19 protein-coding genes and 1 riboswitch are annotated in these 20,871 nt (G+C 69.4%); of the genes, 13 read left to right on the forward strand and 6 right to left on the reverse strand.

The genetic code is table 11. The features are described from left to right. The first annotated feature begins 3 nt into the window (after positions 1–3). The 5 genes from hemC (at position 4) to ACWAT3_RS04435 (ending at position 4,647) form a co-directional block, all read left to right on the forward strand. Positions 4–996, forward strand: coding sequence for a hydroxymethylbilane synthase (hemC, locus tag ACWAT3_RS04415; RefSeq protein ID WP_460796192.1), 993 nt, complete (start codon positions 4–6; stop codon positions 994–996). Then, complete coding sequence (locus tag ACWAT3_RS04420) at positions 996–1,793, forward strand: uroporphyrinogen-III synthase (RefSeq protein ID WP_460796194.1); 798 nt, start codon at positions 996–998, stop codon at positions 1,791–1,793. Before hemC ends, ACWAT3_RS04420 begins: the two co-directional genes overlap by 1 nt. Beyond that, positions 1,790–2,776: a porphobilinogen synthase gene (gene hemB, locus ACWAT3_RS04425; RefSeq protein WP_460796195.1), complete on the forward strand. Its 987-nt coding sequence runs from the start codon at positions 1,790–1,792 to the stop codon at positions 2,774–2,776. The genes ACWAT3_RS04420 and hemB overlap by 4 nt, the downstream gene beginning before the upstream one ends. 20 nt (positions 2,777–2,796) lie before the next feature. Then, the gene (hemL, locus tag ACWAT3_RS04430) at positions 2,797–4,113 is read left to right on the forward strand and encodes a glutamate-1-semialdehyde 2,1-aminomutase (RefSeq protein WP_460796196.1); all 1,317 of its coding nucleotides are present in this window, start codon (positions 2,797–2,799) and stop codon (positions 4,111–4,113) included. An 84-nt stretch (positions 4,114–4,197) separates the two neighbouring features. Then, positions 4,198–4,647 carry a hypothetical protein gene (locus tag ACWAT3_RS04435; protein ID WP_460796198.1) on the forward strand — a complete coding sequence of 150 codons (450 nt, stop codon included), beginning with the start codon at positions 4,198–4,200 and terminating at the stop codon, positions 4,645–4,647. Here the strand turns inward: ACWAT3_RS04435 and ACWAT3_RS04440 are convergent, their stop codons facing one another. Continuing rightward, the gene (locus tag ACWAT3_RS04440; RefSeq protein ID WP_460796199.1) at positions 4,648–6,324 is read right to left on the reverse strand and encodes an ABC transporter ATP-binding protein; all 1,677 of its coding nucleotides are present in this window, start codon (positions 6,322–6,324) and stop codon (positions 4,648–4,650) included. It abuts the gene before it with no gap. Between the two features lie 100 nt (positions 6,325–6,424). Between ACWAT3_RS04440 and ACWAT3_RS04445 the strand changes: the two genes are divergently transcribed. From ACWAT3_RS04445 to ACWAT3_RS04455, 3 genes are all read left to right on the forward strand, one after another. After that, a complete protein-coding gene (locus ACWAT3_RS04445; protein ID WP_460796200.1) occupies positions 6,425–7,483 on the forward strand; it encodes an enoyl-CoA hydratase/isomerase family protein in 1,059 nt (352 codons plus the stop codon). A 154-nt stretch (positions 7,484–7,637) separates the two neighbouring features. After that, on the forward strand, positions 7,638–9,365 hold the full coding sequence (locus tag ACWAT3_RS04450) for an ABC transporter ATP-binding protein (protein ID WP_460796201.1): 1,728 nt from the start codon (positions 7,638–7,640) through the stop codon (positions 9,363–9,365). Continuing rightward, positions 9,362–11,485 (forward strand): ABC transporter ATP-binding protein, encoded by a 2,124-nt coding sequence (locus tag ACWAT3_RS04455; RefSeq protein WP_460796203.1) that lies wholly within the window; start codon positions 9,362–9,364, stop codon positions 11,483–11,485. Before ACWAT3_RS04450 ends, ACWAT3_RS04455 begins: the two co-directional genes overlap by 4 nt. A 226-nt stretch (positions 11,486–11,711) precedes the next feature. Here the strand turns inward: ACWAT3_RS04455 and ACWAT3_RS04460 are convergent, their stop codons facing one another. Further along, positions 11,712–13,499, reverse strand: coding sequence for a D-alanyl-D-alanine carboxypeptidase family protein (locus tag ACWAT3_RS04460; RefSeq protein WP_460796205.1), 1,788 nt, complete (start codon positions 13,497–13,499; stop codon positions 11,712–11,714). Positions 13,500–13,559: 60 nt separating this feature from the next. After that, positions 13,560–13,670: riboswitch (TPP riboswitch) on the forward strand. On the opposite strand from ACWAT3_RS04460, the gene ACWAT3_RS04465 reads away from it, so the two are divergent. From ACWAT3_RS04465 to ACWAT3_RS04475, 3 genes are all read left to right on the forward strand, one after another. After that, entirely contained in the window at positions 13,662–14,309 is a 648-nt protein-coding gene (locus ACWAT3_RS04465; protein ID WP_460796207.1) for an ECF transporter S component, read from the forward strand. It overlaps the preceding riboswitch by 9 nt. 8 nt (positions 14,310–14,317) lie before the next feature. After that, positions 14,318–15,769, forward strand: a complete 1,452-nt coding sequence (locus ACWAT3_RS04470) for an ABC transporter ATP-binding protein (RefSeq protein ID WP_460796208.1) — start codon at positions 14,318–14,320, stop codon at positions 15,767–15,769. Then, positions 15,766–16,545, forward strand: coding sequence for an energy-coupling factor transporter transmembrane component T family protein (locus tag ACWAT3_RS04475; protein WP_460796210.1), 780 nt, complete (start codon positions 15,766–15,768; stop codon positions 16,543–16,545). The genes ACWAT3_RS04470 and ACWAT3_RS04475 overlap by 4 nt, the downstream gene beginning before the upstream one ends. Before the next feature lies 1 nt (position 16,546). On the opposite strand, the gene ACWAT3_RS04480 is transcribed toward ACWAT3_RS04475, so the two are convergent. Both ACWAT3_RS04480 and ACWAT3_RS04485 read right to left on the reverse strand, forming a co-directional pair. Further along, positions 16,547–17,272, reverse strand: coding sequence for a phosphotransferase (locus tag ACWAT3_RS04480; protein ID WP_460796212.1), 726 nt, complete (start codon positions 17,270–17,272; stop codon positions 16,547–16,549). 57 nt (positions 17,273–17,329) lie between these two features. Continuing rightward, entirely contained in the window at positions 17,330–17,689 is a 360-nt protein-coding gene (locus ACWAT3_RS04485) for a DUF488 domain-containing protein (protein ID WP_460796214.1), read from the reverse strand. A gap of 97 nt (positions 17,690–17,786) precedes the next feature. Here ACWAT3_RS04485 and ACWAT3_RS04490 point away from each other — a divergent pair, with 97 nt between their 5' ends. Beyond that, the gene (locus tag ACWAT3_RS04490) at positions 17,787–18,548 is read left to right on the forward strand and encodes an SDR family NAD(P)-dependent oxidoreductase (protein ID WP_460796216.1); all 762 of its coding nucleotides are present in this window, start codon (positions 17,787–17,789) and stop codon (positions 18,546–18,548) included. Between the two features lie 23 nt (positions 18,549–18,571). After that, positions 18,572–19,402: an SDR family oxidoreductase gene (locus ACWAT3_RS04495; protein WP_460796218.1), complete on the forward strand. Its 831-nt coding sequence runs from the start codon at positions 18,572–18,574 to the stop codon at positions 19,400–19,402. Between the two features lie 43 nt (positions 19,403–19,445). On the opposite strand, the gene ACWAT3_RS04500 is transcribed toward ACWAT3_RS04495, so the two are convergent. Both ACWAT3_RS04500 and ACWAT3_RS04505 read right to left on the reverse strand, forming a co-directional pair. After that, positions 19,446–20,177 (reverse strand): sulfite exporter TauE/SafE family protein, encoded by a 732-nt coding sequence (locus tag ACWAT3_RS04500; protein WP_460796220.1) that lies wholly within the window; start codon positions 20,175–20,177, stop codon positions 19,446–19,448. Beyond that, positions 20,174–20,788: a TetR/AcrR family transcriptional regulator gene (locus tag ACWAT3_RS04505; protein WP_460796222.1), complete on the reverse strand. Its 615-nt coding sequence runs from the start codon at positions 20,786–20,788 to the stop codon at positions 20,174–20,176. The genes ACWAT3_RS04500 and ACWAT3_RS04505 overlap by 4 nt, the downstream gene beginning before the upstream one ends. Between the last annotated feature and the right edge of the window lie 83 nt (positions 20,789–20,871).

The following is a 20,871-nucleotide window of genomic DNA, read 5'->3' on the forward strand; positions in this document are numbered from 1 at the left end:
GCCATGACGACTCCGATCCGCCTCGGCACCCGTCGAAGCGCCCTCGCCAGGGCGCAGTCCGGGCACGTCGCCGCAGCCCTCGAGAAGATCTCCGGCCGTCCGGTCGAACTCGTTCCGATCGTCTCCGAGGGTGATACGAACCGCGCCTCGCTCTCCGAGATCGGCGGCATGGGAATCTTCGCCACCCGGCTGCGCGAGGCGCTGCTCGCGGGGGAGTGCGACTTTCTCGTGCACTCGCTCAAGGACCTGCCCACCGCGATCCCTGCGGGACTCGTGATCGTCGCGACCCCGTTGCGCGAAGACGCCCGCGACGTCGCGATCACGCGAGCCGCGACGCCGTTGCAGGACCTGCGGCCCGGCGCCACGATCGGCACCGGATCGCCCCGGCGCATCGCCCAGGTGCGCCGCCGGGCGCCGCGCGCCGAGGTCGTCGACATCCGCGGCAACGTCGACTCCCGGCTCGCCAAGGTCGAATCCGGTGAACTGGATGCCGTGATCCTCGCGGCCGCCGGGCTGTCGCGCCTCGGCAGCGAGACGCGTCTGCATCGCGAAGAACTGGGGCTTGCCGAGTGGCCGACCGCTCCGGGCCAGGGAGCACTGGCCATCGAGACCAGGGCGGATGCCCCAGCCGAGCTGCTGTCCGCCCTCGCCGAGTTGGACGATCCGGACACGCGTTGCGCGGTCGAGGTGGAGCGCGGCATCCTGGAGGGTCTGGATGCCGGATGCCAGGCGCCGATGGCCGCGCACGCGGTCGTGGACGGCGGTTCCGTCCGGATCCGCACGGTCGTCTACGCGGTCGACGGCAGTCGGCGGATCGGGCTCGACGTCACCGAGCCGCTGAACCAGGGGTATATTCATCTGAACGGCAGTGGCAATGGTGCGGATGCTGCCGATGGTGCGGACCCGATGCACACAGCACGTGCTGTCGGGCTGTCTGTCGCCCGTCGGCTGCTCGAACAAGGGGCGGCCGACCTCGTTCCCCGAGAGCAATCCTGATGACCGAATCCGAATCGAAGCATGAGAAGCCGTTGGCCGGCTGGCGCGTCCTCGTCCCGCGAGGAGGCCCGTGGGGCGACGGCGTCGCCGCCAGTCTCCGCTCGCAGGGCGCCGTTCCCGTCGTCGCACCGCTGATCAACTTCGGCCCGACCACTGACCAGGCCGCGCTCGACGCCGCGCTCGAGCAGCTCGCCGCCGGTGAGTTCGACTGGCTCACCATCACGAGCGCCACGACCGTCGACGTGCTGTTCGCGCACCGCGCGCTCATCCCGAAGAAGACCAAGATCGCCGCGGTCGGCGAGACGACGGCGGCGGCTCTGCAGGCCGCCGGCTACGAGGTGACGCTCGTTCCAGAGCAGGACAACTCCGCCGAGGGCATGGCAGCACAACTCATCGCGCTCGAGCCGAAGCCGCGGCGCATCCTGACGCTGCGCAGTGAGATCGCGAAGCCGGTGCTGTCGAAGTCGCTCGTCAAGGCGGGCCACGACGTCTCGAGCGTCGTCGCCTACCGCACGGTCGGCGTTCCGGTGACCGATCGCATCCGCCGCGACGTCGACAGCGGGCGCATCAATGCGATCCTCATCACCAGCGGCTCGGTGGCGCAGCAGGTTCGCGAGCAGTTCCCCGAGATCCCGGACGAGACGCTCCTCGCCGCGATCGGACCGCGGACCGCGAAGGACGCCCGCAAGGCCGGGCTCTCGATCCAGGTGGTCGCCGACAAGCAGACCGTGGATGCCCTGATCGAGGCCGTCTCGCACTTCACCCTCCCGCATGCGGCGGACGAGTTCGCGCCGTGAGCTTCCCCGACATCCGTCCGCGTCGACTCCGGCAGTCGCCGGCCGTGCGCGACCTCGCGCGTGAGACCGACGTCCTGCCCCGGCAGCTCGTGCTGCCGATGTTCGTGCGCGAAGGCGTGAGCGATGCCGTTCCGATCGGGTCGATGCCCGGTGTCGTGCAGCATTCGCTGGATTCGCTGCGGCGCGCAGCGGTCGAGGCGGTCGAGGCCGGTGTCGGCGGCGTGATGCTGTTTGGCGTGCCGACGGTGCGCGACGCGATCGGTTCCGGTGCGGACGACCCTGACGGCATCCTGAACGTCGCAACGGCCGCGCTGGCCGCCGAGGTGGGCGATGCGCTCGTCGTGCAGACGGACCTGTGCCTCGATGAGTTCACCGACCACGGGCACTGCGGCGTGCTGGATGCATCCGGAGCCGTCGACAACGACGCGACCCTGGACCGCTACACCGCGATGGCGCTCGCGCAGGCGCGGGCCGGCTCGCAGCTGCTGGGGCTCAGCGGCATGATGGACGGCCAGGTCGGTGCGATCCGCCACGCGCTGGATGCCGAAGGCTTCGCAGACACCCTGATCCTCGCGTACGCCGCGAAGTACGCCAGCGCGTTCTACGGCCCGTTCCGAGAGGCGGTCGATTCCCAGCTGACGGGCGATCGCCGCACGTACCAGCTCGACCCGGCGAACCGCCGCGAGGGCGTCCGCGAGGCCCTGATCGACGAGGCCGAGGGCGCCGACATCGTCATGGTGAAACCGGCGATGTCGTTCCTCGACGTGCTGCGAGAGGTGCGCGACAGCGTGCATATTCCGGTCTGGGCATACCAGATCTCCGGCGAGTACGCGATGATCGAGGCCGCGTCGGCGAACGGGTGGATCGACCGCAGGGCGGCCGTTCTCGAGTCGCTGCTGTCGATCCGCCGTGCGGGCGCCGACGCCGTGCTCACGTACTGGGCGACCGAGGCCGCCGGCTGGCTGTCCGGCCGAGCGCGCTGATCTGATCCGAAGGACTCCGCATGACCGACCGCAATGACGACCTGTTCGCCGCCGCCCGCGCGGTGACCCCTGGAGGGGTGAACTCCCCGGTGCGCGCGTACGGGTCCGTCGGCGGGACCCCGCGCTTCCTCGCATCAGCGCGGGGCGCGACCGTGACGGATGCCGCCGGTGACACGTACATCGACCTCGTGGCGTCCTGGGGTCCCGCACTGCTCGGCCACGCGCACCCCGAGGTCGTCGCAGCGGTGCAGGATGCCGCGACCCGTGGTCTCTCGTTCGGCGCGCCGACCGAGGGCGAGGTCGAGCTCGCCCGCCTGATCGTCGACCGCGTGCGCGTCGGCGAGCACGCCCCGATCGAGCGCGTCCGGCTGGTATCCACCGGCACCGAGGCGACCATGACCGCGATCCGTCTCGCCCGCGGCGCGACCGGCCGCGACCTGCTGGTGAAGTTCGCCGGTCACTACCACGGACACTCGGACGGCCTGCTGGCGGCGGCCGGTTCCGGTGTCGCGACGCTCGCTCTGCCCGGCTCCGCCGGCGTCCCGGCGCCGATCGCCGCGCAGACCCTCGTGGTGCCGTACAACGACCGCGCCGCGATCGAGCAGGTCTTCGCCGAACGAGGCGATCGCATCGCCGCGATCATCGTCGAGGCGGCAGCCGCGAACATGGGCGTGGTGGCGCCCGAGCCCGGTTTCAACGCGTTCCTCGCCGACACCGCGCATGCGCACGGCGCGCTTCTGATCCTCGACGAGGTGCTCACCGGATTCCGCGTGCACCCTGCCGGCTTCTGGGGCCTGCAGGCCTCGTCCGGCGACGTCTACCTGCCGGACATCATCACGTTCGGCAAGGTCGTCGGCGGAGGGATGCCACTGGCAGCCCTCGGCGGACGAGCCGAGATCATGGATCTGCTGGCGCCGCTCGGCCCGGTCTATCAGGCCGGCACGCTGTCGGGAAACCCGCTGTCCGTGGCGGCAGGGCTCGCGACGCTCCGGCTCGCGACTCCGGAGGTCTACGCCCGAGTGGATGCCGCGGCATCCCGCCTCGCCGATGCCCTGGATGCCGCACTCACCGCGGCTGGCGTCGCGCACGCGGTTCCTCGAGCGGGAAACCTGTTCGGCGTCGTCTTCGCTCCGAGCGCTCCGCGGGACTACGCCGAGGCGCAGGCCCAGGAGGCCTTTCGGTATGCGCCGTTCTTCCACAGCATGCGCGAGCAGGGCATCGCCCTCCCGCCGAGCGTGTTCGAGGCGTGGTTCCTCACCGTGGCCCACGACGACGCCGCGCTGGAGCGCATCGAGGCGGCGCTGCCGGCGGCTGCATCCGCCGCGGCCGCTGTCTGATCGTGGCATCCCACAACAGGATCGTTGCCGTCCTGTGAGCAAGTCGCAGACATCTCGCAGGAGGACGCTGGCAGACTGAGTGGCATGGTGACGTTGCTGCTGGATCAGACGCAGCTCGAGGTCGTGCTCTCGCCCATCGAGCGTGCTGCGACATTCCACCGTGAGAACATCCGGGTCGCACGCGACACCATCACCAAGGTGCAGCTGACCGACGACGCCTGGACCTGGTTGCGCGGCGTTCCGAGTCCGGGGAGCCATATCCCGGGCATTCTGGCCGCCGGCACATGGAAGGGCGCGGGGACGACCGACTTCGTGCTGATCCGCCGACGCCGTCCGAGCGTGGTCATCGACCTCGAAGGCGACGAGCTCTACCAGCGTCTGATCTTCACGACGCGTCACGGCCTCACACTGACGCAGGCCCTCCGCCTCGACGCCTCGGAGGAGCTCGCCGACGTCGTCGAGATCGTCGCGACCGCGCCCGTCCCGATCGTCAAGGGCAGGAGCCGCCCGGTGATCAGGCCGCGTCCGGTCTGATCAGTACCGCGGCTGCTCCGGCTGCTCGCCCTCGGCTTCCGGCGCGCCCTCGTCGCGGGGGACGGTGGCGATGATCTCGGAGGACGCTTCCTCGGGCGACGGCGTCTCTTCGGATCCGGCTTCGTCGTGCGCCGATTCGGAGGACTCGTCGGTCGGCGCGGCGTCGGTCTCGACGTCGGGAGCGGCGGACTCTTCGTTCGCGGAATCGCCGGTCGCTGCGTCCGCGTCCGTCTCGACCGTGGTCTCGGCGTCGTGCTGCGGGTCCTGCGTCGGCGTCTGCTGATCCGTCGTCGACGCGGCATCCTCAACAGATGCCTGCTGGTCGTCGGACGAGGCGTCCGGGGTGCGCCCGGCGATGAGCGCGGCCCAGGCGTCCGACACCGCGGGGTTCGGCGAGGTGTCGGTGCTGCCACCGGTCTGCGAGAGTCCGGCGGCGGCCGCCGCGAGACCCGAGACGCCGGGCAGTGGTCGGTCCTCGGCCGCCGACACCGGGGCGAACGACGGGACCTCGTCGGCGGTGATGTCGTCCTCGTCACCGTCCAGGACGGAGTCTCCGGCGGTGATGATCGGGATGGCGACGGTCGCGTCGGGGTCCGCCTCTGTCGACGCGTCAGCCTCGGTCGACGCATCAGCCTCCGCGACAGGCTCAGCCGCCGGCTCGTTCTCCGCCGGAGCTTCGGCCTCGGCGGGCACGGCATCCGGAACCGACGCCTCGATCGCGGCATCCGCAGCGGCGGGCGCTGCCGCGAGCGCGGCCGGCACCTCGGGCTTTCGCAGTTGGACGGGCCGGTCGTTGACGAGGTCGAGGAAGACGTCTTCGAGGGTCGGGCCGCGCTGCTGGAGCGTGCTGAGGGCGACGCCCGCCTCGGCGGCCACAGCTCCGATGGTCCTGGCATCGCTGCCGCGCACCGTGAGGCCGGAGCGCAGCACCTCGAACTCGAAACCAGCAGCGGTCAGCGCGGCGGTGAGGCCGGAGCGATCGGCGGCGTCGACCACCACCGGCCCGGAGGTCGGGTCGGCGAGCGACGCGAGGGAACCGGCGAACTTGCGCTGTCCGTGCGCGATCACGAGGATCTCGTCGGCGACCTGTTCGACCTCACTGAGCACGTGGGAGGAGACCAGGACGGTGCGGCCCTCGTCGGCGAGTCCGCGGATGAGCATGCGCATCCAGCGGATCCCCTCGGGGTCCAGCCCGTTGGCCGGCTCGTCCAGCACCAGCGCGCCAGGATCGCCGAGCAGGGCGGTCGCCGCGCTCAGGCGCTGACGCATTCCGAGGGACAGTGCGCCGATGCGCGTACCCGCCTCGCCGTCGAGTCCGACGAACGAGATCACTTCGGAGACGCGCGATGCGGCGATGCCGTTCGCCTTCGCCGCCAGGACGAGGTGGCGCTCGACCGAACGACGAGGGCGGAATCCGGGATCCTCGTGCATCGCGCCGATGACCCGTGCGGGGTGCTTGAGGTCCGCGTACTGCGCGCCGCCGATGGTCGCGGTGCCGGACGTCGGGCGGATCTGGCCGAGCAGCATGCGCAGCGTCGTCGTCTTCCCGGCACCGTTCGGGCCGAGGAAGCCCGTGACGACGCCTGGCTCGACCCGTCCCGAGAAGTCGGAAACAGCGGTCACGTCGCTGAAGCGCTTCGTGACACGATCGAACTCGAGCACCTGTCCGTCGGGCATCGGGACCTCTCTTTGATGGGCAGTCCCCTCTATCTTGTCGGAAATCGCGGAAAATCGTGCATTATCTGGGCGGAAAGCACCAGCGGGTAACGTGGCATCCGTGACCGATCAGCCCGCAGCATCCCGCGTCCTCGTCCGCACCGAGGGTGCTCTCGGACGGATCACTCTCAACCGACCGGAGGCCATCAACGCCCTCGACCTCGGGATGATCCAGGACATCAGCAGAGTGCTCGAAGCCTGGAAGACCGACACCGATGTCCAGATCGTCCTGCTCGACGGCGAGGGCCGCGGGCTCTGCGCCGGTGGCGACGTGCGCGCGCTCTACGACCAGATCATTGCGGGACGTGCAGACGAGACCGCGGAGTTCTTCCGCGCGGAGTACGCGATGAACGCCCTGATCGCGGAGTACCCGAAGCCGCTGGTCGCCTTCGCGGACGGCATAACGATGGGCGGCGGCATCGGCCTGGCAGGCCACGCGGCCATCCGGATCGTGACCGAGCGCTCGAAGCTCGCCATGCCCGAGACGCGCATCGGCTTCACCCCCGACGTCGGCGGCACCTACCTGCTGGGCCGCGCGCCCGGTCGCCTGGGCGAATACCTCGCGCTCACCGGGCGCACCCTCGACGGAGCGGATGCCGTGTACACCGGCCTCGCGGATCACTGCGTGCCGTCCGAGAACCTGGACGCGCTGCGCGAGGCGCTCGCCTACCGGGCGGACCCGACGGGACCTGCCGAACTCGTGCTGCTGTTCGACGAGACGCCTGAGCCGTCGTCGTTGCCGGCGGAGCGGGCCTGGATCGATGAGGTCTTCTCGGCGGATTCCGTCGGCGAGATCATGCGTCGACTGGCGGAGCGCGCGGAGCCGGCGGCATCCGAAACGGCGGCCGTGCTCGCCGAGCTCGCGCCGACCGGACTCGCCGTGACGCTGGATGCCGTGCGCGAAGCGCGGGATGGCGACCTCCGCGCGGCACTGACGGGGGAGTACCGCCGGGTGCTGTGGTTCGTGAACCACCACCCCGACCTCGTCGAGGGCATCCGTGCGCAGCTCGTCGACAAGGACCGCACCCCGCACTGGCAGCCGGCGACGATTGCGGAACTCGGCCCGGACGCCGGCGCACCGGCGCGGGCGTTCATTCCCTCACCCGCGCTGTTCGACTGAGCGCAGACGTATCTGCATCCGGTGCAGTTATGCGGTCCCACCAGCGTGTTCGTTCGCCCTGAGCGGATAAACGCCGATCGGTATGGGCAATGTCCGCGGGTCGTGGCACTCTATCTGATGGCCTGATCCGGCCTTTGCCCAAAAGGAATCCTCCATGCTCGGAAAACTCCTGTTCCGCTATCTCTCCAAATACTGGCCACTTCTCGTCGGGGTTCTGCTGTTCCAGTTCGCCAGCGCACTGGCGACTCTCTATCTGCCCCGCCTGAACGCCGACATCATCGACAAGGGTGTCGCGCAGGCCGACACCGGCTACATCTGGAGCACCGGAGCATTCATGCTCATGGTCTCCCTCGGTCAGATCACCGCATCGATCATCGCCACCTATTTCGCCGCCCGCGCGGCCATGAGCGTCGGCCGCGACATCCGCGCCGACGTGTTCTCCCGCGTGAGCGGCTTCTCCGAACGCGAGGTGTCCCAGTTCGGCGCCGGCTCCCTGATCACCCGCAACACCAACGATGTGCAGCAGGTGCAGATGCTGGCGATGATGGGCGCCACCATGTTCGTCATGGCCCCCATGCTCGCGATCGGCGGCATCATCATGGCCGTCCAGCAGGACGTCGGACTTAGCTGGCTGATCGCCGTCTCCGTGCCGGTGCTGCTCATCCTCGCCGGGCTCATCATCGGTCGCATGGTGCCGCTCTTCCGGCGCAACCAGCGCAAGCTCGACAACGTGAACCGCATCATGCGCGAGCAGCTCACCGGCGTCCGCGTCGTGCGCGCGTTCGTCCGCGAAGACATCGAGGAAGAGCGATTCCGCGGTGCCAACACCGACATCATGATCCTCGGTCGCAAGATCGGCTCGCTGTTCGTCCTCCTGTTCCCGCTGTTCATGCTGATCCTGAACGTCACGGTCGTCGCCGTGATCTGGTTCGGCGGCATCGAGATCAACGCGGGCAACGTCGAGGTCGGCACGCTGTTCGCGTTCATGCAGTACATCGGCCAGATCATGGGCGGCGTCATCATGGCCAGCTTCATGGCGATCATGATCCCGCGCGCAGCCGTCTCGGCAGAGCGCGTCGGCGAGGTGCTGGACGTCCCGTCGAGCCTGGAGCGCCCCGAGAACGGCGTCACGGAGTTCCCGGAGCCCGGAGCGGTGGCTTTCGAGGATGCGGAGTTCACCTACCCCGGCGCCGATTCGCCGGTGCTCAGCGGCATCGACTTCCGTGCGGAGCCGGGTGAGACCGTCGCCATTGTCGGCTCGACAGGTGCCGGCAAGACGACGCTCATCTCGCTGATCCCTCGACTGTTCGATGTCACCGGCGGCGCCGTGCGCGTGGGTGGAACGGATGTCCGCGAAGCGGATGTCGAGCAGCTCTGGGACAGCATCGGGCTCGTGCCGCAGCGACCGTTCCTCTTCACGGGCACCGTCGCGTCGAATCTCCGCTACGGCCGGGAGGAAGCCACGGATGAAGAGCTCTGGAAGGCGCTCGAGATCGCTCAGGGGCGGGATTTCGTCGAGGAGATGCCCGACGGGCTGAACTCGCGGATCGCCCAGGGCGGCACGAACGTGTCCGGTGGTCAGCGTCAGCGCCTCGCGATCGCACGTGCGATCGTGCACCAGCCGAAGATCCTCGTGTTCGACGATTCGTTCTCGGCGCTGGACCTCACGACCGACGCGCGCTTGAGACAGGCGCTGTGGCGAGAGTTGCCGGAGGTGACGAAGATCGTGGTCGCGCAGCGCGTGTCGACCATCACGGATGCGGACCGCATCGTCGTCCTCGAAGGCGGCACGATGGTCGGCGTCGGGACGCACCAGGAGCTCCTGGCGTCCAACGACACGTACCGTGAGATCGTCGAATCGCAGCTGGGGGTGGACGCATGAGCCCCTCGACCAGATCCGGGAACGAGCCGGAACAGCTGACCCCGGAGGAGCAGTACGAGGCCGAGCTCGCAGAGCAGGCGCGTCAGAACTCGGGCGATTGGGACGCAGTCGCTCCCGGCAAGGCCGACAACTTCGGCAAGAGCTTCGGTCGCATGATCGGTCTGCTCAAGCCGTCGGCTCTGTGGTTCGTCTTCGTCTCGATCCTCGGTGCGATCGGCGTCGTCCTCACCGTCGCGGCACCCAAGGTGCTCGGCGAAGCGACCAACATCATCTACGAGGGCTTCATCTCGAAGAGCCTCGGGGACTCCGGGGTGCCGGCCGGGACCTCGCAGGAGCAGATCGTCGAGATGCTCCGCGCCCAGGGGCAGGACGACTTCGCGAACATGGTCGCGGCGTTCAGCGACTTCCAGGTCGGTGCGGGCATCGACTTCGATCGCCTGCGCTGGATCATCATCGCGGTCCTCGCGATCTACGTCGGCGCTGCCCTGCTCACCTGGATCCAGGGCTACGTGATCAACGTCATCATGGTGCGCACGATGTGGCGCCTGCGTGAGGACGTCGAGGCGAAGATCAACCGTCTGCCGTTGTCCTACTTCGACAAGGTGCAGCGCGGTGAGCTGATCTCGCGCGTCACGAACGACATCGACAACATCACGCAGACGATGCAGCAGTCGCTGTCCGGGGCGCTGACCTCGATCCTCACCGTGATCGGCGTGCTCTGGATGATGTTCACGATCTCGTGGCAGCTCGCGCTCGTCGCGCTCGTGGCTCTACCGCTCATGGGCGTGATCTTCGGTGTCATCGGTCCGCACTCGCAGAAGGCCTTCGGCACGCAGTGGCGCAAGGTCGGTCGACTGAACGCCCGCGTCGAAGAGGCGTTCTCCGGCCACGCGCTGGTGAAGGTCTTCGGCCGTGAGCAGGACGCGCTCGACAAGTTCCAGGTCGAGAACGAAGAACTCTTCCAGGCGAGCTTCAAGGCGCAGTTCCTGTCGGGCATCATCATGCCGGCCATGACCTTCGTCGGAAGCCTCACCTACGTCGGCATCGCGGTGCTCGGCGGTCTGATGGTCGCCAGCGGTCAGCTCCGCCTCGGCGACGTCCAGGCGTTCATCCAGTACTCGCAGCAGTTCACGCAGCCGCTGAGCGAGCTGGGCGGAATGGCGGCGGTCGTGCAGTCCGGTACCGCGTCCGCGGAGCGGGTGTTCGACTTCCTGGATGCCGATGAGCAGGAGGCGGACGACGAGAACGCCCCCGAGATCATGGACGGCAAGGGCGTCATCGAGTTCGAGAACGTCTCGTTCGCGTACACGCCGGAGCGTCCGCTCATCAAGGACCTGTCGTTCCGTGTCGAACCGGGTCAGACCGTCGCGATCGTCGGACCGACCGGTGCGGGCAAGACGACGTTGGTCAACCTGATCATGCGCTTCTACGAGCTCAGCGGCGGGCGGATCCTGCTCGACGGGCAGGACATCGCCGATCTCACGCGTTCGGATCTCCGCTCGCGCACCGGAATGGTGCTGCAGGATCCGTGGCTGTTCGCCGGGTCGATCCTGGAGAACATCCGGTACGGACGTGCGACGGCGACCGACGACGAGGTGCTCGCTGCGGCGAAGGCGACATACGTCGACCGGTTCGTGCACGCGCTGCCCGAAGGGTACGAGACGGTCCTCGATGAGGATGCGTCGAACGTGTCGGCGGGTGAGCGTCAGCTCATCACGATCGCGCGTGCGTTCGTCGCGCAGCCCTCGATCCTCATCCTCGATGAGGCCACGAGTGCGGTCGACACCCGCACCGAGCTGCTGCTGCAGCACGCCATGGCGGCGCTGCGACAGGGTCGGACGTCGTTCGTGATCGCGCACCGCCTCTCGACGATCCGCGACGCCGACCTCATCCTCGTGATGGAGCACGGCGACATCGTCGAGAAGGGAACGCACGACGAGCTCATCGCCGCGCAGGGCGCGTACTGGCGGCTGTACCAGTCGCAGTTCGAGCAGGCGGCGACCGACATCGATGCCGAAGAGGCGCTCACCGCATCGACCCCCGTGGTCGTCACCGGAGACGCCGATGAGGCCGAGTCCGCCGCCGGCGTGGCTGCGGAGTCCGAGTCCGAACAGGCCTGACCCCGCTCACGAAGGGACCGTCACCGAGAGGTGGCGGTCCCTTCATCGTTCCCGTCGTCATCTGTGTCGCGGGTCGCGAGGGGGCGCGTGTGGTCGCTTGCGACGCACTGTGGCGGCGTTTCGGGTCCCCTCGCGCGGCGGGTGGGTGTGCCGTGGGTCGGGAGTGGTCGCTTCGCGCCGGGTGGGGCGACGATCCGGGTCCCGTCGCGAGGCGTCGGTTCGCGCGTCAGTCGGTGATGCCGAGCAGCTCGAAGGGGTGCGTGAGGCGCCACCACGGGCTCGGGCCTTCGAGATCACTGGCGAGGACGACCGGAACGTCGACGCTGTTCACCGGGCCGGCGACGGTCATTGTTCCGACCGCGGCATTGGCATCCCTGGTCTCCCCGAGATCGAACGCGACCTCGGCCGTCGGGGCGGCGGAGTTCCACAGCACGACGGACGCATCGCCATCGGTGACGACGTCGGCGGACGCGCCCCACGGCGTGCTGACCTGACCGACGACCGTGTCGCCCGTCACGGCCGGCCCCTGGGCCTGCAGCTGCGCTTCGACCTGCGTGTACAGATCCCGGCTGGCGGCGAGCCGCGCCTCGTCGCTGTCTTGACCGAGAACGGCGGCGTAGATGCGCACCGTCGCGTCACCGACGGTGACATCCTTGGCGCTGAGCAGGTTGTAGTCGCCGTCGAGGGATCCGGTCTTCACCCCGACGAAGCCGGGTTCGGGGAGGAGGCCGTTCGAGTTCGTGACGACTCCGGCTCCCGGCAGGTCGACGGACTCCGTGCCGACGATCTCGGCGAACACCGGGTTCGCCATGGCGATCGAGGCCAGGGTCGTGAGCGAGGCGGGGGAGGCCACGTTGTTCTCGTTGCGACCGGAGGGCGTGACGATTGTGATGTCGCTCAATCCGCGAGCGGACAGCCAGGACTCGGCGGCTGCGGCGAAGTCGCGGTCGGAGCCCCAGATATCGTCAGCGAGTCGGTCGATGTAGTTGTTCGCCGACCCGAGCAGGATGCCCTGGAGCATCTGGTACTCGGTCAGCACGCCGCCGACCGGCACGTCCAGAGCGGACTGGTCGTCACGCAGGTACGACCAGAACTCACTCGAATCGCTGTTGTCGAAGGAATACTCCGGCCCCTGCTCGCCGAGCTGCAGCGGCTGGGCCTCGAGCACCATCAGCGACGAGACGACCTTCGTCACGCTGGCGATGGGGGCGGTCTCGGTCGTCGACGACGTCGTGCTCACACCCTCGACGCTGACCGCGGCGCTGCCGTCGGCAGGCCACGTGAAAGCGGCCGCTTCCGCACCGACGGGCGTCACGGTCGTCGCTTCGATCGTCGGAGGGAGCTCGTGCAGCGGCCACAGCAGAGTGGTGCCGACATACGCGAGTCCGAGCGCGGCCAGTGTTCCGAGCGGCACGAGGATGCCGGGTTGCAGGAATCCTCGCCGCGGGGCGTCGACCAGAAGGTCGGGACCGCCGCCGTCGGATGGCGCTTCGAGCGGTGCTGCCTGAGTGGCGATCTCGACGGTGACCGGATCCACCCAGGTCAGCGCGGTCGCGGGGGACTTCTCGTCCGCCCACGCGGCGACCGGCTGCGCGGACGCGTCGCCAGCCGCGAGCAGCGTCGCCAGTTCGGCATCCGGGTCGGTGCCGGTCGGCGTCGTCCGGTCCGCTTCGGTGCTGGCAGGAGCAGCGAGCCCGGCACCCGCTTCGAGGGGAGCGTTCAGTTCGGCTTCGGCGCCGGCGTGAGCCGCGATCTCGGCTTCGGCCTCGGCGGTCAGCTCGGGCTCCGCCTCGACCGGCTCCGCGAGTTCCGCGTCCGCCCCTGCGGGCTCCGTCTCGACGGATGCGGCGAGCTCAGCATCCGGAGCGGCGCCGGCAGCGGACGCGGCCTGGGTCACTCGTTCGGCCTCGGCGACGACATCGGCATCCGTCGTGATGGGAATGGCCCCGGTGCGTCGACGGTGCTCGCGGCGTGTGAGGGCAGCGCCGCCGTCGGTCTGGTCATCGAGGGTCACTCGAATACGGTACCGAATCCGCATGTGACAATGCCGTATTCGCCGAGGAGTAAGATCGAGCGCACAACCCACGGGAGTCCGGCGAGCCGGGCTGAGAGGAAGCGATCCGCGCTTCGACCGTCGAACCTGATCCGGATCATGCCGGCGCAGGGAGGAGATCTGATGAGTACATCCACGTCTGCATCCGCTTCCGCAGATGCGAGCACCACGGCATCCGCCCACCCGCTGAGGTGGCGCGTCGTCGACATCGTCGTGGCCGCCGTCCTCGGTGTCGCGATCGGCCTGCTGTTCTGGGGCTGGAACATCGTCGGCGGCGCCTGGTTCGGCGCAGCCGACGCGCTGACGCCCGGACTGGGCGGCGTCGCCGTCGGCATCTGGCTGATCGGCGGGGTGATCGGCGGGCTCGTCATCCGCAAGCCCGGCGCGGCCTTCGTCGTCGAGGTCGTCGCCGCGATCGTCTCGATGCTCATCGGCAACGTCTGGGGTGTCGGGACCGTGGTGTCCGGTGTGGTGCAGGGCCTCGGCGCCGAACTCATCTTCGCGCTGTTCTTCTACCGCCGCTTCGGCCTCGCGGTCGCGATGCTGGCCGGCGTCGGCGCCGCCCTCGGCGCATGGGTCTGGGAGCTCTTCGGCGGCAGCTCGCCGAATATCCTCAAGTCGGTCGAGTTCAACGCGATCTACCTCACCACCCTCGTGATCTCGGGGGCCATCCTCGCCGGTGTCGTCGGGTGGCTGCTCGTGCGCGCATTGGCCGTCACGGGGGCGCTGAACCGCTTCGCGGCCGGGCGAGAACTCGTCCGCGAGGTCTGAGCCTGAGCATGAACGCCCCGGTGCGCGTCCAGGCCACGGGCTGGGGGTGGCGCTATGCAGGCCGGAAACTGCCCGCCGTCAGCGAGGTCTCGTTCACGATCGAGCCGGGCGAACGCGTCCTGCTGCTGGGCGCATCCGGAGCCGGGAAGTCGACGCTTCTCGCCGGGCTCGCTGGAGTCCTCGGTGACGCCGATGAGGGCGTGCGCACCGGCTCCCTGCTGATCGACGGGGTCGCTCCGGAGTCCGCTCGCGGACGGACGGGGCTGGTCCTGCAGGACCCGGATGCCGGCATCGTGCTGTCCAAGGTCGGCGACGACATCGCCTTCGGGTGCGAGAACCTCGGCGTTCCGGCATCCGAGATCCCCGGTCGAGTGGCCGAAGCGATCGAGTCGACCGGGCTCGATGTGTCGCTGAGCCGAGCGACCAAGGCCCTGTCCGGCGGACAGAAGCAGCGGCTCGTGCTCGCCGGTGCGCTCGCGATGCGGCCCGGACTGCTGCTGCTGGACGAGCCGACGGCGAACCTCGACCCTGCCGGCGTTCGCGAGGTGCGGGCGAGCGTCGAGCGCGCGGTCGAGGCGACCGGCGCGACCCTCATCGTCGTCGAGCACCGCACGCCGGTGTGGGCCGATCTCATGAACCGCGTGATCGTGCTCGCCGCCGACGGAGGGCTGCTGGCCGACGGCCCGCCCGCTCGCGTCTTCGCCGAGCACGGCACGGCGCTCGCCGAGGCCGGCGTCTGGGTCCCGGATGCCGAGATCCACCTGCCCGAACTCGACGCGGCGGCGGGGCCTGTGGTGCTCTCGGCATCCGGCCTCGCGATCGCGCGGGAGCCGCGCACGATCGTCCAGGCGGGGCTCGACGTCGTCGTGCCCCGAGGCAGCGCCACCGTCATCTCCGGTCCCAATGGCGTCGGGAAGTCGACGTTGGCGCTGACTCTGGCCGGCCTCATCCCGGAGCGGTCCGGCGAGGTGAGCGCCGCACCGGAGCTGGCCGGTCGGACCGGCCGTCGCCCGTTCCGCTGGACATCGCGCGAACTGCTCACCCGTATCGGGACGGTGTTCCAGGAGCCGGAGCATCAGTTCCTCACGCAGACGCTGCGCGACGAGCTGGCGGTCGGGCCGAAGGCGCTCGGGTGGGATCGGGCGCGGACGGATGCCGTGGTCGACGGCCTCCTGGAGCGACTGGGGCTCGCCCCGCTCGCGCTCGCCAACCCGTTCACGCTGTCCGGCGGGCAGAAGCGACGGCTGTCCGTGGCGACCGTGCTCGCGGCATCCCCCGAGGTGATCGTGCTCGATGAGCCGACCTTCGGGCAGGACCGGCGCGGCTGGATCTCACTCGTGGCCCTGCTGCAGGAGGAGATCGCCCGCGGGCGGACGATCGTCGCGGTGACCCACGACGACGGGGTGATCCGTCATCTCGGCGGGCATCGCATCGCGCTGGAGAGCAGGGTGCGCGCATGACCGTCGTCGAGGCCGAACGGAAGGCGTGGCTCGACGGCGTCAACCCCGTGACGAAGCTGGTGCTCGCCCTGGCTCTGTCGGTGCCGTTGTTCGCGTCGATCGACGTGACGAGCGCCCTCGTGGCCATCGCTCTGCAGCTGCTGTGCCTGCCGCTGACCGGGCTGACGCTCGGAACGGTGCTGAAGCGGCTGCTGCCGATCGTGATCTTCGCTCCGATCGCGGGACTCAGCATGCTGCTCTACGCCGAGCCGGCGGGGCACATCTACTGGAGTCTCGGGTTCATCACGATCAGCGACGACTCCATCGAACTCGCGATCGCCGTCAGTCTGCGCGTCGTCGCGCTCGGGTTGCCGACGATCCTGCTGTTCGGGCGCACCGACCCGACCGAACTCGCCGACGCTCTCGCGCAGGTCGCCAGGATGCCCAGCCGGTTCGTGCTCGGCATCCTCGCCGGTGCCAGGATGCTCGGGCTGTTCATCGACGACTGGCGCACGATGGCTCTGGCGCGTCGGGCGCGTGGAGTCGGCGATACCGGGGCCCTCCGGCGCTTCTTCTCGATGGCGTTCGTGCTCCTGGTGTTCGCCGTGCGGCGCGGCACCAAGCTGGCCATGGCGATGGAGGCCCGTGGCTTCGGCTCCGGCATCCCGCGCACCTGGGCGCGCCCGTCGCGCCTGCACGCGAGGGATGCCGTGGCGCTCGTCGGGGGACTCGCGATCATGGCGGTGTCGATCGCTGCGGCGGTGGCCGTCGGCACGTTCCGTTTCGTGGGGGCCTGAGTCAGCTCGCGTTCCACAGGTCGCGGTAGTAGGTCAGGCGCTCCCGGTCGGGTTCGACGCCGTACGCCTCGATGAGCAGGTCGTCGAAGCCGGGGCCGACGTTCCACAGGGTGCTCATCGACGCGACGGCGATGTCCGCCCAGCGATCCCCGGTGCCGAGCGCGGCAAGGTCCACGTGCGCGATGGCGCGGCCGGCGTCGTCGAGCAGGGTGTTGGGCATGCAGGCGTCGCCGTGGCACACCACGAGCCGGTCCGTCTCCGGGGCGTCGCGCAGAACGTCGGGGAGTCGGATGCCGCGGCGCTCGGCGTTCGCGAAGCGGCTCGCGATGCTCCACTCCCACGGGCATTCGTCGACCGGAAGCGCGTCGTGCAGCATCCGCAGACCTTCGCCCACCGCCCGCACGGCCGCGACCGGTTCCGCGATCCAGCGCGGGTCGACCGCGCTGCGGCCCCGGATCGCCGACGTGACGAGCCACTCGTGCGCGGCATCCTGGTCCTGCTCGAGCACCTCGGGCACCGCCGCCCAGCGTCGCGCCCACCGCATCCGCTCCGCTTCGTCGCGCATGTTCGCCTCGAGGTCGTGCGGACCCCACTTGATGAATCGGTCGTCGTCGGTGCGGAACGTCAGTCCGCCGATCCCGTTCTCCCAGACCGGCGTGAGCCCGGCGCCGTCGGCGAGCTCGCGCACGCGGTCGGGGACGGCGATGCCGGCGGCGGGGATGCTCACGGGCGCTCCTTCCTGGGATCCTTCCGGGAATCCTTCCGGGGTTCCGCACCGATGCTCTCACAGCAGGTCGCGCAGTGCCTCCTCGAGCACGATCGCGTGATTGTGCTCCGGATCGTGCGCGGCGTAGACGAGCGTGACCACCTGGTGGGTCCGCAGCTCATCCGTCAGCGCGGCTAGCGCGGGCGCTGTCTCCTGAGCGAGTTCGGCCCGATACCGGTCTGCGTAAGCGTTCCACTCGTCGTCGGATGCCGCGTGCCACGCGGTGCGCAGCGCGGGGCTCGGGGCGGCGTCCTTGGCCCAGAGATCGATGGCGGCGCGCTCCTTCGAGACGCCCCGCGGCCAGAGCCGATCGACGAGCACGCGGTACCCGTCCGAGGTTTCGGCGGTGTCGTAGGCTCGCTTGCGACGCAGTTCCATGAGTCCAGCCAACACCGCTGGTCGTCCCGCGCCAAGCGTGGGACTCGGATCCGCGTAAGCTGGAACTGAGTTGCACGATCGTTCGAAGGAGAACAGCATGCAGATCCAGGGATCCGGCGCCCTCGTCACGGGTGGCGCATCCGGACTCGGCCTCGCGACGGCGCGCACGCTCGCCGCGGCCGGTGCGCACGTCACCCTGCTCGACCTGCCCGGCTCAGCCGGTGCCGCCATGGCCGCCGAACTCGGCGGCGCGTTCGCCCCCGGCGATGTGACCAGCCCCGCGGATGCCGCGGCCGCCGTCGCCGTGGCGAACACCGAGGCGCCGCTGCGCATCGTCGTGAACTGCGCCGGCATCGCCCCGCCGGCGAAGGTGCTCGACCGCGAGGGCGACCCTGGCTCCCTGGAGGACTTCGAGCGGATCGTCCGCATCAACCTCATCGGCACGTACAACGTGCTGTCGCAGGCGTCCGCGATCATCGCGAAGACCGAAGCGACCCCGGCCGGTGACCGGGGCGTCATCGTCAACACCGCGAGCGTCGCGGCGTTCGACGGTCAGATCGGTCAACCCGCCTACTCGGCATCCAAAGGCGGCGTGCATGCGATGACCCTCCCCGTGGCGCGCGAGCTCGCGCGCCACGGCATCCGTGTCTGCACGATCGCTCCGGGCATCATGGAGACGCCGATGCTGGCCAGCCTCCCCGAGGCGGCGCAGGCGTCGCTCGGCGAGCAGGTGCCGTACCCCGCCCGGCTCGGCCGACCGGCGGAGTACGCCGCGCTCGTGCAGCACATCGTCGAGAACGGATACCTGAACGGCGAGACGATCCGTCTCGACGGCGCCATCCGCATGGCCCCGAAGTGACCAGCGCTCGAGAAGGAGAACACATGACACTGGCAGGAAAGACCATCCTGATGTCGGGCGGCAGCCGCGGCATCGGTCTCGCGATCGCGCTCCGTGCCGCGCAGGACGGCGCGAACATCGCGATGCTCGCGAAGACCGACACCCCGCATCCCAAGCTCGAGGGCACGATCCACACCGCGGCGGATCAGATCCGCGCGGCCGGCGGCAACGCCCTGCCGATCGTCGGCGACGTCCGCGAGGACGACGACGTCACTGAGGCCGTGCTCAAGACCGTCGGCGAGTTCGGCGGCATCGACATCGTCCTCAACAACGCCAGCGTGATCGACCTGTCGCGTTCGCTCGATCTCAGCGCGAAGAAGTACGACCTCATGCAGGACGTCAACGTACGAGGGACGTTCCTGCTGTCGCGTGCGGCCGTGCCGGTGCTGAAGGATGCCGAGAACCCGCACATCCTCTCGCTGTCGCCTCCCCTGAACCCGACTCCGAGATGGCTCGGCGCGCACACCGGCTACTCGCTGGCGAAGTTCGGGATGACGATGGTGACGCTCGGCCTCGCCGCCGAATTCGCCCGCGACGGCATCGCCGCCAACACGCTCTGGCCCCGCACCACGATCGCGACCGCCGCGGTGCAGAACCTGCTCGGCGGCGATCAGGTCATGGCGGCGAGCCGGACGCCTGCGATCTACGCGGATGCCGCTTACTCGGTGCTCGTCACGCCGTCGCATGAGCGCACCGGTCAGAGCCTGATCGTCGAGGACGTGCTCGAGGAGGACGGCGTGACAGACTTCTCCGGCTATGCCGCGGTCCCCGGCACACCGGACAGCGCACTGTTCCCGGACATCTTCCTCGACTGACCGGCGCTCGGCATCGGCCCCGAGAAGGAGCGGGGGCTGAGCGTCAGAACAGCAGGTACACGGCCCCGACGATCGTCAGGATGATGACGAGTCGATCGAACAGCTGCTGCGGCATCCGTTTGGCGAGTTTCAGGCCGACGAGCGCGCCAGCGACGACCAGCGGGGTGAGCAGCAGGTCCATCAGCAGCACCTCGGGGGTGAACAGGCCGATGCCCGCGAGGAACGGCACCTTCACGAGATTCACGATCGCGAAGAACCAGGCCGATGTGCCGAGGAACACCTGCACGGGTGTGCGGGTGGCCAGGAAGTACATCGACATGACCGGCCCGCCGGCGTTGGCGACCATCGTGGTGAATCCGGCGAGCGTGCCGTAGGTGGCGCCGAGCAGCGGCCCGCCCACGGCCTTCGCCGAGCGGCGTCGGCGCCACAGCGTCACCGCGATCATGAGCAGGAGGATCACGCCGATCGCACGGCGCACGATGCGATCGTCCCCGTACGCGAGGAACAGGAATCCCAGCACGAGTCCGGCGACGACCGCCGGCGCGAGCCGCAGCAGTGTCGGCCAGTGTGCGTGCCGCCGGTACGCGATGAGCGCGAACACGTCGCCGACGATGAACAGCAGCAGCATGGCGGCGGTCGAGGTCCGCGCGGGGAGCACGGCGGCGAACAGCACCACGGACACCGTGGCGCTGCCAGGGATCGCGGTCTTCCCGAGACCGGCGATGAGCGCGGCGAGGCCGAGCAGGCCCCAGGCGAGAGGGGTGAGGTCGGTCATCGATCGGCATCCTGCGCCGCGGCATCCGAGAGGAGAGACTCGACCAGTGCGCGCACCGCGCGCAGCACGAACACTCGGCGTTCGGCGATCCGCTCCGGCAGATCCGTGCGACCGCCGCTGTACAGCTGATCGAGCGAGCGGAAGACCTGCCAGCCGTCGGCCAGCGTCACGATGGTCAGGAGCAGTTCGATGGCCGTCGCCTCGTCGAGCTCGGGCAGAACCCTGCGCAACTGGGTGACCTTGTTCGCGTGCGACACCGATCGGGCCTCGAACGCCACCGGGCTGGTGCGCTCCAGCCCCTCCCAGGCGAGCAGGCGCGAGAGCTCAGGGTGCGCGACCTGATAATCGAAGACCGCTGCGGCGTAGTCGAGCACCGCGTCGATCCCGCTTCCCTCGATGGCCACGGCGTGGATGACGGCGAGCAGCGTCGACTCGAGTGCAGCGCCGAACAGCCCTTCCTTGTCGCCGAAGTAGGCGTAGATCCGCTCCTTGTTGGCGTCGGCCGCCTGGGCGATCCGGTCCACGCGCGCGCCGGCCAGGCCGTTCGCGCTGAACTCGTCGACCGCCGCAGCCAGCAGTCGGCGCTTCGTCTCCTCCGGCGTATAGGGCATGGGACGATCCTATTCCAACTGTTCGGTTGCCTTAGGGGTTCAGCTGTGGTTCACTGTAACCAACCAGTCAGTTGGAAAGAGGA

This window comes from Microbacterium sp. GXF0217 (assembly GCF_054798195.1).

Coding starts and splice junctions, on each gene's coding strand:
- hemC (WP_460796192.1), top strand. CDS start 4: ATGACGACTCCGATCCGCCTCGGCACCCGTCGAAGCGCCCTCGCCAGG.
- ACWAT3_RS04420 (WP_460796194.1), top strand. CDS start 996: ATGACCGAATCCGAATCGAAGCATGAGAAGCCGTTGGCCGGCTGGCGC.
- hemL (WP_460796196.1), top strand. CDS start 2,797: ATGACCGACCGCAATGACGACCTGTTCGCCGCCGCCCGCGCGGTGACC.
- ACWAT3_RS04435 (WP_460796198.1), top strand. CDS start 4,198: ATGGTGACGTTGCTGCTGGATCAGACGCAGCTCGAGGTCGTGCTCTCG.
- ACWAT3_RS04440 (WP_460796199.1), bottom strand. CDS start 6,324: ATGCCCGACGGACAGGTGCTCGAGTTCGATCGTGTCACGAAGCGCTTC.
- ACWAT3_RS04450 (WP_460796201.1), top strand. CDS start 7,638: ATGCTCGGAAAACTCCTGTTCCGCTATCTCTCCAAATACTGGCCACTT.
- ACWAT3_RS04455 (WP_460796203.1), top strand. CDS start 9,362: ATGAGCCCCTCGACCAGATCCGGGAACGAGCCGGAACAGCTGACCCCG.
- ACWAT3_RS04465 (WP_460796207.1), top strand. CDS start 13,662: ATGAGTACATCCACGTCTGCATCCGCTTCCGCAGATGCGAGCACCACG.
- ACWAT3_RS04470 (WP_460796208.1), top strand. CDS start 14,318: ATGAACGCCCCGGTGCGCGTCCAGGCCACGGGCTGGGGGTGGCGCTAT.
- ACWAT3_RS04475 (WP_460796210.1), top strand. CDS start 15,766: ATGACCGTCGTCGAGGCCGAACGGAAGGCGTGGCTCGACGGCGTCAAC.
- ACWAT3_RS04485 (WP_460796214.1), bottom strand. CDS start 17,689: ATGGAACTGCGTCGCAAGCGAGCCTACGACACCGCCGAAACCTCGGAC.
- ACWAT3_RS04490 (WP_460796216.1), top strand. CDS start 17,787: ATGCAGATCCAGGGATCCGGCGCCCTCGTCACGGGTGGCGCATCCGGA.
- ACWAT3_RS04495 (WP_460796218.1), top strand. CDS start 18,572: ATGACACTGGCAGGAAAGACCATCCTGATGTCGGGCGGCAGCCGCGGC.
- ACWAT3_RS04500 (WP_460796220.1), bottom strand. CDS start 20,177: ATGACCGACCTCACCCCTCTCGCCTGGGGCCTGCTCGGCCTCGCCGCG.
- ACWAT3_RS04505 (WP_460796222.1), bottom strand. CDS start 20,788: ATGCCCTATACGCCGGAGGAGACGAAGCGCCGACTGCTGGCTGCGGCG.